Raw genomic sequence first — 14,658 nt, forward strand, 5'->3', positions numbered from 1 at the left:
CGCCATAATGATCACCAATTTTAACGCGATCGCCGACACGATAAGGGGCTTCAAATAAGGCGACAATGCCAGCAATAATAGCCGTGGTATAGTCTTTAAAAGCAAACCCCAAAGTCAGCGCGATCGTGCCGGTTAGTGCAATTAAATTCTGTCCTGATAGATTCAAAAATAAGTTAACTAAATAACTAACAGTAATAATTAAAACCAGTCCTTTCCAGAACGGAACTGATTGTTTGATTAGTAACCGATAACGCCGTGGAACTTGCTCAGAAGCCCAAGTTGTTATAAACTGGATTGAAACTAATAAACCGTAACTAATTAAAAGAGCTAATCCTGCGAGAAAAAGTTTTTTCCATGTTAAATCTGTGAATAAATCTTCTGAGATTCTCTGACTATTTGTTGCTTGGGCAACTAAATAAAAAACAAGGGATTTAAAAAACATTAAATTTCTCCGATTAAAAAATTGTTTTGACTTAATTCTTGTTTGATTTTAGGATAGTAAAGTGGGCTAACACTTAATAAACCATTCTGCTGCTGAATAAAGTTGTCTCGTAATAAAACTTGAATTCTTGCTTGAATACTTTCACGCTTTTCACCTAAGCTTAGGGCAAGAGATGACCTTGTGATTATTCCATGTAGTAATAAAGAATGTAAAACATATCGTTCTTCAGCAGATAAACCCCGTAACTTGGGTAAACTGGGAGTAATCAGTTTTAAGTGTGTCATTTCTTCTACGTTTTCTTGACTGACTTCATCCACAGACATCTGAATCGATTCCAACCATAATGCCATTGCTACTTCACTTTCACCTTCTGATAAAGAGGCTAAAGTTTCCCAGAAAAATGATGAGTGATCGTCTTTCTCTTCTGGAATAAAACTCTCAATTACTGGCTGCAACCATTCCCATAGTTCTTCGCCACTTAAATTAGGAATGTTTACTCTTGCCTTTAAATAAGCATTGATTTGACACACATAATCTAGAAAAATCCAAGACCAATGATTACAACCTAAGAGCCAAAAACAATCAGGAGTGTGAACAATATGTTCTCGTAGCCAGATAATTCCTTCCCAACCCCCAATACATCGTAAAAAACATTGTTCTAAATTAGGAATAATAATTATCTTAGTTTTTGATTCCTGTGATGATTGAAATAAACGAGAATTATGTTCTTGCGTTATCCTTTCTATAGCCGTTTTTAACTGTTGAGTAATCTGAGCAGGTTGCTCGCGAAACCTTAAATCAGAAAAGGGGTAAATTACTTCAACTCCTTTTAAATAGTGTTGGGGGAAACTCGCTTGTATTAAACTTTCTAAATTACTCAGTGGCGAACCTAAAATGACTAAATGATTGGCATTTTGATCAGCTTCCCACTCCTTTAATTGTGATATAACTTCCCTTTCAATTGTGGTAATCCGAGAGGCAGGGTGAGGCAACTGACTGATGAGTTTTTCTAACTCAACTCTGACTGTTTCTGGAATCTCTTCCCAGGTTGGATCAGTGATTGGGGTTTCTGCTTGGGAAAACAAAGATTGGATTTGATTAAGAAACGAAAAAAGTGAGAAATTCATCTGAGTTGATAAAATGAGCTAGAACAGCAGATTCAAGAATAGTTTATTATGATTAATACTCATCAGCTACCAGTACTTCTCGTTTCAGAGTTAAGTTGTATTGATAATTTAAAAAATTAGGAGTTCTGAACTGAAAGACTATTCTCGATTAAAGCTCTCCTAGATAAATGGAATGATCCAATAAGTATTGAGATGAGAAAGCCAGATCAATCAACACTGATTATCGGTTATGGTAATGCCCTCCGTAGAGATGATGGCGTTGGCTTAAAAGTTGCCACAGAAGCAGAAAAATTAGGATTTTCTGGAACGCGATCGCTACGATGCCATCAACTAACCCCCGAACTTGCTGCCACGATTGCGGAAGTAGATCGCGTGATCTTTGTCGATGCAGGGATTAATTCAGATCCGGTTCAATTACAAGCGATTCAACCGGAAGAGGCAACCGGAACGCAGATGGGGCATTTTTGTGATGCGCGATCGCTGCTTGCCCTCAGTCAGATTTTATATCACTACGCCCCCCAAGCTTGGTTAATTACCATTCCGGCGGTAGATTTTGACTTTGGAGAACAGTTTTCTCCGCTTGCAGAAAACGGGATCACCCAAGCCTTAAAAATCATTGAAAAATTGCTCAGCACAGAGATAAATCCGCTAGGCTGAAATTAATATCCAATGTCTTCCCTTGACTAACTGGACTGGACGATTGATCATGCACGAAGTGGGAATCATGGAGCAATTGCTCGCGATCGCGACCGAACACGCTCACAAGGAAGGTGCAAGTTGCATTCATACCATTAAAGCGCGTGTCGGAGATTTATCAGGTGTTGTCCCTGAAGCCTTAGCATTCGCCTTTGATGTTACGGCAAAAGGAACCATTGCTGAAGCAGCAAGCTTTGAAATTGAGCGCGTACCAGCCCAATGTTATTGCACTACCTGCCAGCAATTATTTCAACCCAGCACTTGGATTCATGAATGTCCCCACTGCCATGAAATGAGTCATGACATTCGGCAAGGGAAAGAATTGGAACTTATTTCTTTGGAGATCTCTTAACTATGTGTGAAAACTGCGGTTGCGCTAACTCTACGGGGAATGTTCACCTCCATACTCACAACGCACCTCACCTGAGTCAACCCCGCCAAGTTGAAGTTCAGGAAGCGATCCTTGCTAAAAATGACCATCTCGCCGATCATTTACGCCAAAAATTCCACCAGCAAGGGATTCTCACCCTCAATCTTTTATCTTCTCCTGGTTCTGGGAAAACTAGCCTCATTGAGCGCACCTTAACCGATCTCGGGCTTGACTTTTCTATAGCGGTAGTTGTCGGCGACCTAGAAACGGATAATGATGCCCAACGGTTGCGCGGAAAAGGAGCATCAGTTGTACAAATCACCACAGGAAGTGTTTGTCATCTAGAAGCCAATATGGTGGAAACTGCCCTTGCACAAATGAATTTAGATGGCGTGCAACTCCTTTTCATTGAAAATGTGGGCAATTTAGTGTGTCCAGCTGCTTATGACTTAGGAGAGAGTGCCAGAGTGGTCTTGCTCTCAGCAACAGAAGGAGAGGATAAACCGCTCAAATATCCGACTTTGTTTAAAACGGCTGATGTGGTAGTTCTCAGCAAAATGGACATTGCCGAAGCAGTAGGATTTGATCGTGAGTTAGCCATGGAGAATGTCAAAAAAATTGCGCCGCAAGCTGAAATTTTAGAACTTTCAGCGCGATCAAATCTAAGATTGGGTAACGCTTCGATTCAATCGCGCACTGGACTAGAAAGCTGGTACGACTATTTGCAACAACGCTATCAAATGATCTCCAGCAAAAAGACAAGTCTCGAAGCAATCAAGCCGACAAGTGAAATGATATTCTCAACCCTAAAATGAAGAGGCGTCAATTGGTTCTTAATCGGACAAGCTTTTTAGATAGAGTAATGATTAACTCACTCTTCGCCCTAATAAAACGGGGCAGTTAGCGTAAACTCGAACGTAATCAGACAAAGAAGTCCCTAAGAGACGATCTAAATCTGGTAATGTTCTTGCAACGGTGGGGCGACGTTCGGGTGAGCCCAGCATCAATAAATCAACCTTATTTTCCTCTGCGATTTCGCACAAAGTTGGACCGGGTTTACCACCAGCAACAATTCCTTTGTAATTGACACCTTGTCTTTTGGCTTGCTCAATCACAGGTGCAAGGACAGCAGTTTTGTGAGCCTGTTCACCAGATAAAACTTCCTCTTTCTCCATCGCAGGATCGACTTGCACTAGCAATAATTGACCGGAAGGAATGTCCTTTAAGAGAAACAATGCTAACTCTAGACAATATTGGGCATCAGGAGATTGATCCACTGCGACCATAATTCGTTTCAGTCGCGTCACATAGATGTCATCTTTCACCAGTAGCATGGGGCGCGTTGAAAGTTGAAAGACATATTGACTGACTGAGTTTTCTAGAATCGACTCCAAGCGCTTTAACCCCCGTGATCCCATGATAATTAGGTCAGCTTCCATCTCCTCCGCGATTTCACAAACCGTGGTTTTCGGGTCTCCTTGACGCAAAACGGTAGAAACCTGTGTTGGATCAAGGTGCATTCGTTGAATCGCACCAGCAACGACTTTTCCCCCTTCCTCCCATTTTTCCATCATGGCTTCACTTGTAGTTTGTGGGGGAACAACGTGCAAAATTGTGATTGAAGCATTTTTGAGAGATGGCAGTTGTAATAAATACTGCAACATTTCTTCAGAATGACCGGTTCCCGAGTCAGCCAGCAAAATTTTATTAAGCATAGTTAAATTTCCCCTCCCAATTGATTACAAACCGATAACGCTAAGCCAGGCAATTACCTGAGCCTATCTATGTTTACCAATACCATGATTGGGGAGTCCCTGCTTCTCAAACTGTAATGACTTTTAAAACTTGCTCATCTAATCTTCGTGGTGGAGACTCCCATCATAGTCGAAGGCTTGATGGGAGACGGGGCTTTCAAGGGGGCGAATTCATTTCGCCCCACAGCCCCTCAGGAAACCACGCCTCCTCGTTGTGTTTTTACAGAATAAATATTAGAATGTGAACAATGATTGAAGTTTAACCAATGGTTGAGAGAGCTTACAAATACCGTTTTTACCCGACACCGGAGCAAGAAAGGATTCTACGCCGGACCATGGGTTGTGTGCGGTTGGTTTACAACAAAGCTCTCCATGCCAGAACTTCTGCTTGGTACGATAAGCAAGAAAGGATGGGGTATTCCCAAACGTCCAGCTTGTTGACTCAGTGGAAGAAGCGAGAAGACTTGCAGTTTCTCAATGAGGTTAGCTGTGTACCACTTCAACAAGGTCTGAGGCATCTGCAAAAGGCATTTACCAACTTCTTCGCTAAACGTACTGGTTATCCCAGTTTCAAGAAAAAACGTAATGGCGGGAGTGCTGAGTTTACCAAGTCTGGCTTTAAGTTCAAGGACGGTCAGCTCTGGCTTGCTAAGTGCAAAGAACCTCTTCACATTAAATGGTCTAGAGATTTACCAGGAAGTGCTACCCCTTCCACGGTTACGGTTAAAATTGATGCTTGGGGACGATGGTTTGTCTCTTTGTTTGTCAATGACCAGACACTCAATCAACTTCAGAAAACTAGTAATAGCGTTGGGATTGATGTTGGTATTAACACTCTGATTACCACAAGCGAGGGAGAAAAGGTTAGTAATCCAAGACACTTTAAGCGTTTGTACCAGAAACTTAGAAGGGCGCAGAAAAGTTTGAGCCGGAAAACCAAAGGCTCTAATAACTACAAAAAAGCTTGTCTTCAAGTAGCTAAAGTACACGCAAAGATTAAAGATGCGCGGACTGACTTTCTCCATAAGCTGTCCACTGACCTGGTTAGGCGCTATGACTTGATTGCTATTGAAGATTTGGCAATTAAGAACATGGTGAAGAATCGAAAGCTCGCTCAAGCGATTTCTGATGTTGCTTGGGGAGAATTGATTTGCCAACTCGATTACAAGTGTCAATGGTATGGAAAAGAGTTGGTTAAGATTGACCGATTTTTTCCTAGTAGTAAACGCTGTGGCAATTGTGGACATACTGTTGAAAAGTTGCCTTTGAATATTCGTCAGTGGGAGTGTCCGAGTTGTGGTAGTCAGCACGATCGAGATCTAAACGCGAGTAAGAATCTAGAAGCTGCTGGGCTAGCAATGTTAGCTTGTGGAGCAAGTGTAAGACCCGAAAAGAGTAAATCTCGGAAGGCAACTGCTAAGAAGCAAGAACCTAAACTGGGGAACGAGCCGGAATCAATTCCGGCTCGCAAGCCCCAGCGCATTCCGCGTCGTGAGGTTTAGGAATCTCCCGTTATAGCCAAAGGTTTAACGGGAGAGGATGTGACTCGTTCCCCGGAATTGAATTCCGGGGCTTGCGAGTCACCGTTGGTCAAGATTGCCATGAGTGACCTGTATTGAAAAGTCTCATCTAACCGATTTAGGGTTTTTATCAAGATCAATTGCCGTCTGCTTAATATTTTGTTACAACAGAAGGGACTCTCCAATTTCATGACAAAGTGCAATTGGGTGAGGACTCGGCGCCGAAGAGATAGTTTTGACAGGGTTTCTAGCTGAAAAGTCTGTTATTGCTATAGCAAAAAACGCGCATGAGACATTTTTCCTTTCCTATTCTGTACAGATGTCCTTAACTACTTCTGTACAATTCAGTTTTCACAACGGAGGTTTTCATGATTGGTGGCTTAGCCGATTTTCAAAATAAGGGTAGTGACTGGGGAGAGAACCTTCTCAATAGCGTTGCAACTAATACTCTTCGCCACCTGTTTACACGCTGTGATGATTTAAAGGTGAAGGTGCGCTGTCATCCCTCTAGCAAGCTTCTGCAGGGGAGCATTGATAGCTTCGATATGAGTGGGAAAGGGTTAGTAATTCGTAAAGCATTTCGCACGGAGGAAATGTGGTTTGAAACGGATGCGGTTGCGATTGACTTTAGTTCGGCGTTGAAAGGGAAGATCGCATTGAAGCAGCCCACACAAGCGATCGCGCAAGTTAAACTCTTAGAAGAAGATATCAACATTGCCTTTAAAGCAGAATTAGTGAGAAAACGTTTAGAGAACCTCACAACTCCTTCTTTAACTGAGTTGTCTAATGGCGATCCAGTTTCTTTTACTGAGATTAATTTAACCCTATTAGCGCAAAATCAAGTTCAACTCGATGCTAATGCTAATTTAGGAGCAGCAGGGGTAATTCCGGTGAGTCTGATTTGTACGCTGGGCTTAGAACGACGACGCAAACTACTATTCAAAAACGTTCAGTTTCAAGCTGATAATGTCCCTCAAGAGCATCGCGCGACTAGTGAAAAGCTAACAGAAGTCCTCGGAGAAATTTTAAATAATATGATTGATTTAGATCGCTTCAATCTTGATGGTGTAAAGATGCGCATTAACCGTCTAGAAACCCAAGGCAAAGCTCTCGTCTTTAGTGGTTATGCTCAAATTGACCATGTTCCTAGTGTCGGATAAAAAACAGAGTTCGAGAACGGCTGAATATTTGCCGTTTTCAAACTCTCCTCTGATTCTGAAATTAACCTGACCTCCTGCCTCTAAAGTAGACAGGATTTTTAAGTTGCTGTTCAAATCGGGATGGCAGGATTTGAACCTACGACATCCTGCTCCCAAAGCAGGCGCGCTACCAAGCTGCGCTACATCCCGTTAAGTCCTCAGCTATTTTAACGTAGATTGAAATCAATTGGGAAGTTTTTTTAAAAGAAATTTGTTCTTTTTCAGGGAGAAGCTCCTGTTATAAGATCAAGAGGACTTCTCCTGCCCAAAACCAACCCATTATTCAGGGTACCAAAACATCCCTTTAATTCCCTCAGGATCAGGAATAAAGCCGAGGCGATGATAAAACTGAACGACTTCGGCATCAGCAAAGAGCGTGATGTTGCTAATATCTTCTTGACGGAGGCGCTTAATTATATAATTCATTAAAGCTTTTCCCAGTCCTTTTCCTTGAGCTTGAGGATGAACCACCACATCCCAAATCGTTGCATTAAAGGCATGGTCAGAGGTAGCCCGAGCAAACCCAATCAAGCGTCTGCTAGCGCCTTTTTCCTCCCACATTGACACCACTAAAAAACTGTGTTGCATTGCTTTGCGAACTTTCCGCAGGGGGCGACGAGACCATCCAACGGCATCGCACAGTTCTTCGAGTTCATAAAGATCAATGGAGCGAGTTGTACTAAAAAGAATCTTTGTATCCTGTTGCGTCTCACCCTTTTTTAGCAAAGTCTCTTCCTCTGATGAAGTTGATGAAGGCGCGATCGCGTTTGAGCTACTATTAAATAAACTTTTCCAAAATGCCATGCGGTCTGCGAGTCGCTTATTCGTTAATTTCTAACCAGGTACATCCTGTAACTAGCTAGTCAGCTTTATCCCTTAAAGCTTCTTAAAAATCATAACATATCCCCCTTTTTGTCAACAGGGCTCTGATCGAGGCAGCTTCAGGATTATTCTGATTTATTCAATCACTATTTTTTTATTTAGTTATCAATTAAGTTAATGACTCTCCCCATCTAAAAACTGACTTAAATTGCTTGTCTATCAAGTCTTGCTCCGGTCTGAAAACCGTTGTCCACGGTCAAATTAAGTTAAGATAGCAATTAAGTTTAACTAGTTTCTTTGATATCCAAATCAGAGTCTTCGTGTGTCTGCCTAATCCTCTACAAGTCACTGTTGACATCAGTAACTATGCCCTCAATCAATATTTCTGGTATAACTCACGCCTATGACTTTCTTCCTGCTCAAATTCAAACCAACGCGCCGGTTGTCGTTTTGATTCACGGTTGGTTACTTAGTCGTCAATACTGGCAACCTCTTGTTCAAAATCTTACTCTCAATTATTCCTGTCTTTGCTACGATTTACGCGGATTTGGTGACTCGCAAGCATCCGATCAACAGAAGAGCAATTATAGTTTGCTGAGCTACGCTCATGACCTCAAAACGTTATTAGAAGAGCTAGAGATCAAAGAGGCTTGGTTAGTCGGTCACTCTCTTGGCGGTAGTATTGCCCTGTGGGCAGCTCAGTGCTTTTCAGAGCGAGTCCGAGGGGTCATTTGTTTGAATGCCGGTGGCGGTGTCTATTTGAAAGAAGAATTTGATCGCTTTCGCCAAGCGGGACAACAGTTAATTAAATATCGACCGCAATGGCTGCCTTATCTTCCTCTGATTGATGTCTTGTTTACTCGCGCGATGGTTGCCAAACCTCTTGCTCGATGTTGGGGTCGTCAACGGGTCATTGATTTTGTTAAAGCCGATGCTGTTGCAGCAGTGGGTTCCTTATTAGAGTCAACCACGGAAGCGGAAGTCCATCGCCTGCCGCAACTGGTTTCTCAACTCAAACAACCTGTGTATTTTGTAGCGGGGGAAAAAGATCGGATTATGGAACCCAAATATGTAGGCCATCTAGCGAGTTTCCATCATTTATTTCAATGTCAAGGAAATAATCTCATCGAGATTCCTGATTGTGGTCATATGTCAATGGTCGAGAAAACCGAGCAAGTGACAATAATTTTGGAAGAGATTTTATCGAAACAAGATCAAGCCGTTACCGACCCTGGTTAATTGTTCCTGACCTTCAATTATGTTAAGATATAGTTTGATGTGAGTATTAATTAATGATAAGGATTAGGCAAGAGAGAGCCGAACCTTGGAGATTTCAATCGACTCCTCTAAAAAAGCAGAAAGCTCTTGATCAAGGAAAAGGGACATTTATGGCTTTGTTGAAATGGGAAAAGTGATCCAGAACTCCTAGCTGTCCATGATGCATGATCGAGCCATACTCACGAAGTGACAGCTTTTATCATAAACTTGATTAAGCGCGATCAGTCTCTCAAATCTTCAAATTAGGTAAAAAGTTGGATGACGAAAGTAGTTCTCAACAATAATGAACAGATAGAGTCAGCCTTACGTCGCTTTAAACGTAAAGTATCTCAAGCAGGAATTTTTGCCGATATGAAAAAAAATCGGCACTTTGAGACCCCTGCTGAAAAGCGTAAACGAAAAGAAATCAGTCGGCACCGAGAACGTCGTCGGTTTCGTAATCGTAGAAATAAGAAGTAGAATTCCACAAGGAGCAACATGGTACAAGCAAAATCGGGCGACACCGTCCAAGTTCGCTACACAGGGAAATTAGAAGATGGAACGGTCTTTGATTCTTCTGAAGGTCGTGAACCCTTAGAATTTGCGATTGGAGAAGGTCAAATTATCCCTGGGTTTGAACAAGCAGTGATTGGCATGGCTGAGGGAGAATCGAAAACGGCAGAAATTCCCTCAGAAGAAGCCTATGGACCCCATCGTCCGGAAATGGTTTTAGAAGTTGACCGCGAACAAATTCCAGAAGATATTGAGGTCCAAACGGGCCAACAGTTGCAAGTTCAGCATCCCAGCGGTCAACAAATTCCCGTCGTTGTCACCGGAGTGGCGGATTCTAAAGTGACTCTCGATGCCAACCACCCGTTGGCCGGTCAAAATTTAACATTTGACATTGAGTTGGTAAAAGTCGCCTCCTAATGGAAGATCAATCATCTGTTTAATAGATTGGAAAGGGACAAGCATGTAACTGCATTTTGTCCCTTCTCTTTTTTCTGATTGATTAACCGGTGTTCCGCATGCCCGCTGCGATCCCATTGAGGGTTAATAACGCTCCTCGCAGTAATTCCTCTTTGCTATAGCGGAAGTGAATTACTTCTGATGCGCTTTCATTACTGTACTGGCGCAAACGTTTGATCAGAGAGACTTGTAAGAAGCCTAAGGGAACAATTGTACGATTTCGTAACTGTACTGAACGCTGTAAATCGGGATCCCCATCAAGAAGTTTTTCGTGATTGGTAATGAGACGCACTAATTCACTGGTCAGATAATACTCATGGGAAATTTGTTGAAAAATGCGTTCAAACCGTTCATAATCCTCAGGATTTCCCAGTTCTTTCAGATAATGGTGAGCAATCTGGAGGTCAACTTTGGCTAAGGTCATTTCGACCTTGGAAATGACCATGCGGAAAAAGGGCCATTTCCAGTAAAAGTAACGAAGCAGCTTAATGTTTTGCTCAGATGTTCTTGTTGTATCTTGATATAAAAAGTCTTGCAGTGCCGTTCCAACACCATACCATGCCGGAAGTAAGAAACGGGTTTGTGTCCAACTAAACACCCAAGGAATAGCGCGCAGTGAACTTAAGTCTTTTTTTCCACCTTGGCGACGGGCAGGACGGGAACTAATTTGCAGCTGGCTGATTTCTTGAATCGGTGTGACAGAGAGGAAAAAGTCGAGAAAATCCGGTTCTTCATAAATTAAAGCCCGGTAATGTTGGCGCGATCGCGTTGCCAAACGCTCCATAATACTTTGCCAAGGATTAATATCATCGAAGCCACTACCCAGCAAACTGGCTTGAATGACAGCTGTGGTTGCGGTTTCTAAATGATACAGCGCCAGTTCAGGAAGGGAATATTTCGAGGCAACCACTTCTCCCTGTTCAGTAATTTTAATCCGTCCATTGATGGTTGAACTCGGTTGAGCAAGAATCGCTTCATACGTTGGTCCTCCCCCTCGTCCAACAGAACCGCCTCGCCCATGAAAAATTCGTAAAGAAACGCCATAACATTGCGCTAAAGTTTGCAGGGCTTTTTGGGCTTTATGAATTTCCCAATTACTGCTTAGGAAACCGGAATCTTTATTGCTATCCGAATATCCAAGCATCACTTCTTGAATATCATACTGGTCAGTATTTTCCTGACTATATCCTCCCGCTAAGCAAGCCCGATACAACGGGAGTTCAAAGAGAGCTTTCATTACAGAGGGGGCTCTTAGCAAGTCATCAACGGTTTCAAATAAGGGAACCACTTGCAGCGTGCATTTTCCAGTGGCTGGATCATAAATTCCCGCTTCTTTAGCCAGGAGTAACACTTCTAAAATGTCACTTACCTGATGACTCATACTGATAATGTAAGTTTGGCAAACTTCGCAGCCAAATTCTTGTTGTAATTTTCTTAAAAGCCGAAAGGTTTCAATGGTTTCTCGGGTGGTTTCCGAAAAAGGCAATTCTCCGGGAATGAGAGGACGGCGAGTTTGTAACTCTTCACTCAGCCATTTGACGCGCTCAGCTTCTGAGAGTTGGTTATAAGAGCGCGGTAGAATTTGTAGGTATTCAGTAATTTCATCGATGGTTTCCGAGTGACGAGAAGACTCTTGGCGCATGTCCAGTTCCACCAAGTTGAAACCGTAAATTTCGACTTGGCAAATGAGATGTTCGAGTTCGCGACACGTGAGTCCAGTTTCTGTGAGGCTGCGTTGAATCAGTTTCAGTTCTGCTAAAAATTCTTCCCCAGAGTTGTAGATTGTTTGACGATTTTTCTCAATCGTTTCTCTTGGGGCGGTTTGTTCTGAAGATAAGAAATGATTGCGCTGGAGGGTATGTTCTAAACGTTGCTCAATATAGGCAAGTTTCAGGCGATATGGTTCTCGACGATAGCGAATAGATAACCGCTCGTATACGTCCGGCATCAAAGCGCGATCGCGCTCTAAAGATTCTAATAATTCTGGTAAAACATCACTCCAATGCAAAGACAAACTCAATAGGGTGCTGAGTCGCTTCACGGAACGCAAATACCGTTCTAAAACAATGTTGCGCTGGTAACAAGCGGTTTCCCAAGTGACCGCTGGGGTGACCGAAGGATTACCATCGCGATCGGCCCCTACCCACGAGCCAAAGCGACAGAAATTATTTTTCGGAGGATGTAACTCTTTAAAAGAGTTTTTTAACGCTTGTTTGAGGCGATAAGAAAGATGAGGAATAGTATCGAATAAAACTTCTTGGAAATAGTGGAGTGCATAATCCACTTCATCTAAGACTTCCGGTTTAAACTGGTGAAGTTCGTCTGTACGCCACCACAAACGAATTTCTTCTTTCAATTGTTCTGTTGCTTCAATTGCTTCCGGAGACTCCATAAAGCCTAAACTTTGGGCAGCCATTTCACATTGGTCAATATGCTGCAAAATCCGAGACATTCGACGTTGTTTTTTACGGATTGTTTGCCGCACGATCTCTGTAGGATGAGCGGTAAACACCAATCGGATATCAAGCTTGTTCAGTAACCGTTGAATTAGTTGAGGGGGAACATTTAGTTTATTCAGATAAGGAAATAGCCAGTCAAAGGTTCCTGCTTTTTGGTACGTTGAATTGCCTTGCCAGGTTTTTTCCAGTAGTTCCGCCCCTAAAACACTGTGAGAATTTTCACTTCTCGTCTCTTCAGAAGCAGTTTCTCTTAGCGAAAATTTTTCTTCTCCTTTGTCATAGCTAACATGCCGATTAAGCTGTTGCTCTCGTTGTTCATAATGTTGCTCAACAATATTAATGAGCTGAAAATATAGGGCAAAGGCACGTGCTGCTCTGACGGCATCGTTAAGAGGCAGTTCCTCGATCAGTTGCGGCACTGAAGAAGTGGGTAATCCAGTCGCTTGTCCTTCTGGCGATCCCATTGATCGGAGTTGTTGCAATAAATCAACCAATTCCTGACCACACTCGGCTTTCAATACAGATTCCCATAAATCTTCAATTAACCTAATACGATAGGTCAAGAATGTATCGGAACGGGAGGATTTATTGGTGTCTTGGCTGAATGCTTGCAACAGAGAACTCATGATCTTCATTCAATAATACTGGAGAAATTTCAACCAACCTAATACTTAAGGAGAGGAGTTTGCAATTTATATTTTTCTATTACAGTGCAGCCCTCAGAGCTTGGTCTGCTCGCCATTATACCCATTCTCTCCTCTAGATGAGGGTTACAATTCACGTTTTTATTCTTTAATTTCTATCTCAGATTGTTGCTGAAGATGAAGAATAGGCAAACGGGCACCCCGAAAAACTTCTTCACTTGCTTCACCAATACTGGTCAATCCTTCCTGCAGCGATCTCGCTCCCACTAAACCGGCTAAAAAGGGAACAGTTAATAAACTGAGCGCCATCTCTACTTGTCTTTGATGATCTTGATTCACTGGTTTTTCCATTAGACTTGAGTTTGCTTCTTGAGTCTTCTCTAACCATTATCAAGGGTTGTCCCTTCTTAATTCAACATAAGCAAAACTGATTATACTAATAAGTTAATTGAATTTACAAAACTTGACATTTTATTAAGATAAGCCATATATTTTTAATCAAGCTCGATTAAAGCTTACTTAATTAAATCATAGTTATCCAAAACGGAATCATACCTACAATGACAACCACCTTACAGCAACAACAAAGCCAGAATCTCTGGGAACGGTTTTGCCAGTGGGTCACCAGCACCGAAAACCGCCTCTACGTCGGTTGGTTTGGCGTGCTCATGATCCCCACCCTCTTAACCGCCACCACCTGCTTTATCATCGCCTTCGTCGCCGCGCCTCCGGTTGACATCGACGGCATTCGTGAACCCGTCGCCGGTTCCTTACTCTATGGAAACAACATCATCTCCGGTGCCGTTGTTCCTTCCTCCAACGCCATTGGACTTCACTTCTACCCGATCTGGGAAGCAGCATCCTTAGACGAATGGCTCTACAACGGTGGACCTTACCAGCTCATCGCCTTCCACTTCTTAATCGGAGTCTTCTGCTACCTCGGACGGGAATGGGAACTCTCCTATCGTCTCGGAATGCGCCCTTGGATCTGCGTTGCCTTCTCCGCACCTGTTGCAGCAGCCACCGCCGTCTTCCTCATCTATCCCATCGGACAAGGTTCTTTCTCCGACGGAATGCCCTTAGGAATTAGTGGCACCTTCAACTTCATGTTCGTGTTCCAAGCTGAGCACAACATCCTCATGCACCCCTTCCACATGCTCGGCGTCGCCGGTGTCTTCGGTGGTGCTTTATTCTCCGCCATGCACGGTTCCTTGGTAACTTCCAGCTTAGTGCGTGAAACCACCGAAAACGAAAGCCAAAATAACGGCTACAAATTCGGACAAGAAGAAGAAACCTACAACATTGTTGCTGCCCACGGTTACTTTGGTCGTCTGATCTTCCAATACGCCAGCTTCAACAACAGCCGCAGCCTGCACTTCTTCTTAGCCGCCTGGCCCGT

Annotated in this window: 15 protein-coding genes and 1 tRNA gene; 9 read left to right on the forward strand and 7 right to left on the reverse strand. The window is 42.9% G+C overall.

What is annotated here, in order from left to right; genetic code table 11:
* Both GVY04_06835 and GVY04_06840 read right to left on the reverse strand, forming a co-directional pair.
* Positions 1-442, reverse strand: a 442-nt coding sequence (locus GVY04_06835) for a mechanosensitive ion channel (protein NBD15856.1), incomplete at its 3' end; no start/stop codon positions are given.
* Positions 442-1,569 carry a hypothetical protein gene (locus tag GVY04_06840; protein ID NBD15857.1) on the reverse strand — a complete coding sequence of 376 codons (1,128 nt, stop codon included), beginning with the start codon at positions 1,567-1,569 and terminating at the stop codon, positions 442-444. The genes GVY04_06835 and GVY04_06840, both read right to left, overlap by 1 nt.
* A gap of 180 nt (positions 1,570-1,749) precedes the next feature.
* On the opposite strand from GVY04_06840, the gene GVY04_06845 reads away from it, so the two are divergent.
* From GVY04_06845 to hypB, 3 genes are read left to right on the forward strand one after another with little or no spacing between them, the layout of a single operon-like run.
* Positions 1,750-2,226 (forward strand): hydrogenase maturation protease, encoded by a 477-nt coding sequence (locus GVY04_06845; GenBank protein ID NBD15858.1) that lies wholly within the window; start codon positions 1,750-1,752, stop codon positions 2,224-2,226.
* Positions 2,227-2,275: 49 nt separating this feature from the next.
* Positions 2,276-2,617 (forward strand): hydrogenase maturation nickel metallochaperone HypA, encoded by a 342-nt coding sequence (hypA, locus tag GVY04_06850; protein NBD15859.1) that lies wholly within the window; start codon positions 2,276-2,278, stop codon positions 2,615-2,617.
* Between the two features lie 2 nt (positions 2,618-2,619).
* Positions 2,620-3,450, forward strand: coding sequence for a hydrogenase nickel incorporation protein HypB (gene hypB / locus GVY04_06855; GenBank protein NBD15860.1), 831 nt, complete (start codon positions 2,620-2,622; stop codon positions 3,448-3,450).
* Between the two features lie 51 nt (positions 3,451-3,501).
* On the opposite strand, the gene GVY04_06860 is transcribed toward hypB, so the two are convergent.
* A complete protein-coding gene (locus GVY04_06860; GenBank protein NBD15861.1) occupies positions 3,502-4,350 on the reverse strand; it encodes a universal stress protein in 849 nt (282 codons plus the stop codon).
* Between the two features lie 305 nt (positions 4,351-4,655).
* Between GVY04_06860 and tnpB the strand changes: the two genes are divergently transcribed.
* On the forward strand, positions 4,656-5,891 hold the full coding sequence (tnpB, locus tag GVY04_06865) for an IS200/IS605 family element transposase accessory protein TnpB (protein ID NBD15862.1): 1,236 nt from the start codon (positions 4,656-4,658) through the stop codon (positions 5,889-5,891).
* 386 nt (positions 5,892-6,277) lie between these two features.
* A complete protein-coding gene (locus GVY04_06870) occupies positions 6,278-7,069 on the forward strand; it encodes an LmeA family phospholipid-binding protein (protein ID NBD15863.1) in 792 nt (263 codons plus the stop codon).
* A 115-nt stretch (positions 7,070-7,184) separates the two neighbouring features.
* Here the strand turns inward: GVY04_06870 and GVY04_06875 are convergent.
* A tRNA-Pro gene (locus GVY04_06875) sits at positions 7,185-7,258 on the reverse strand.
* A 129-nt stretch (positions 7,259-7,387) separates the two neighbouring features.
* On the reverse strand, positions 7,388-7,912 hold the full coding sequence (locus tag GVY04_06880) for a GNAT family N-acetyltransferase (protein NBD15864.1): 525 nt from the start codon (positions 7,910-7,912) through the stop codon (positions 7,388-7,390).
* Between the two features lie 384 nt (positions 7,913-8,296).
* Between GVY04_06880 and GVY04_06885 the strand changes: the two genes are divergently transcribed.
* The 3 genes from GVY04_06885 to GVY04_06895 all read left to right on the forward strand — a co-directional run bounded on the left by GVY04_06885 (position 8,297) and on the right by GVY04_06895 (position 10,117).
* Entirely contained in the window at positions 8,297-9,169 is an 873-nt protein-coding gene (locus GVY04_06885) for an alpha/beta fold hydrolase (GenBank protein ID NBD15865.1), read from the forward strand.
* A gap of 297 nt (positions 9,170-9,466) precedes the next feature.
* Positions 9,467-9,667, forward strand: coding sequence for a 30S ribosomal protein S21 (locus tag GVY04_06890; protein ID NBD15866.1), 201 nt, complete (start codon positions 9,467-9,469; stop codon positions 9,665-9,667).
* An 18-nt stretch (positions 9,668-9,685) separates the two neighbouring features.
* A complete protein-coding gene (locus GVY04_06895) occupies positions 9,686-10,117 on the forward strand; it encodes a peptidylprolyl isomerase (protein NBD15867.1) in 432 nt (143 codons plus the stop codon).
* An 82-nt stretch (positions 10,118-10,199) separates the two neighbouring features.
* Here the strand turns inward: GVY04_06895 and GVY04_06900 are convergent, their stop codons facing one another.
* The gene (locus GVY04_06900; protein ID NBD15868.1) at positions 10,200-13,244 is read right to left on the reverse strand and encodes a phosphoenolpyruvate carboxylase; all 3,045 of its coding nucleotides are present in this window, start codon (positions 13,242-13,244) and stop codon (positions 10,200-10,202) included.
* Between the two features lie 156 nt (positions 13,245-13,400).
* Positions 13,401-13,610 (reverse strand): hypothetical protein, encoded by a 210-nt coding sequence (locus GVY04_06905; protein ID NBD15869.1) that lies wholly within the window; start codon positions 13,608-13,610, stop codon positions 13,401-13,403.
* 209 nt (positions 13,611-13,819) lie between these two features.
* Between GVY04_06905 and psbA the strand changes: the two genes are divergently transcribed.
* The coding region (psbA, locus tag GVY04_06910; protein ID NBD15870.1) for a photosystem II q(b) protein at positions 13,820-14,658 on the forward strand (839 nt) is incomplete at its 3' end.

Source organism: Cyanobacteria bacterium GSL.Bin1 (assembly GCA_009909085.1).
In the GTDB taxonomy this organism is placed as follows: Bacteria; Cyanobacteriota; Cyanobacteriia; order Cyanobacteriales; family Rubidibacteraceae; genus Halothece.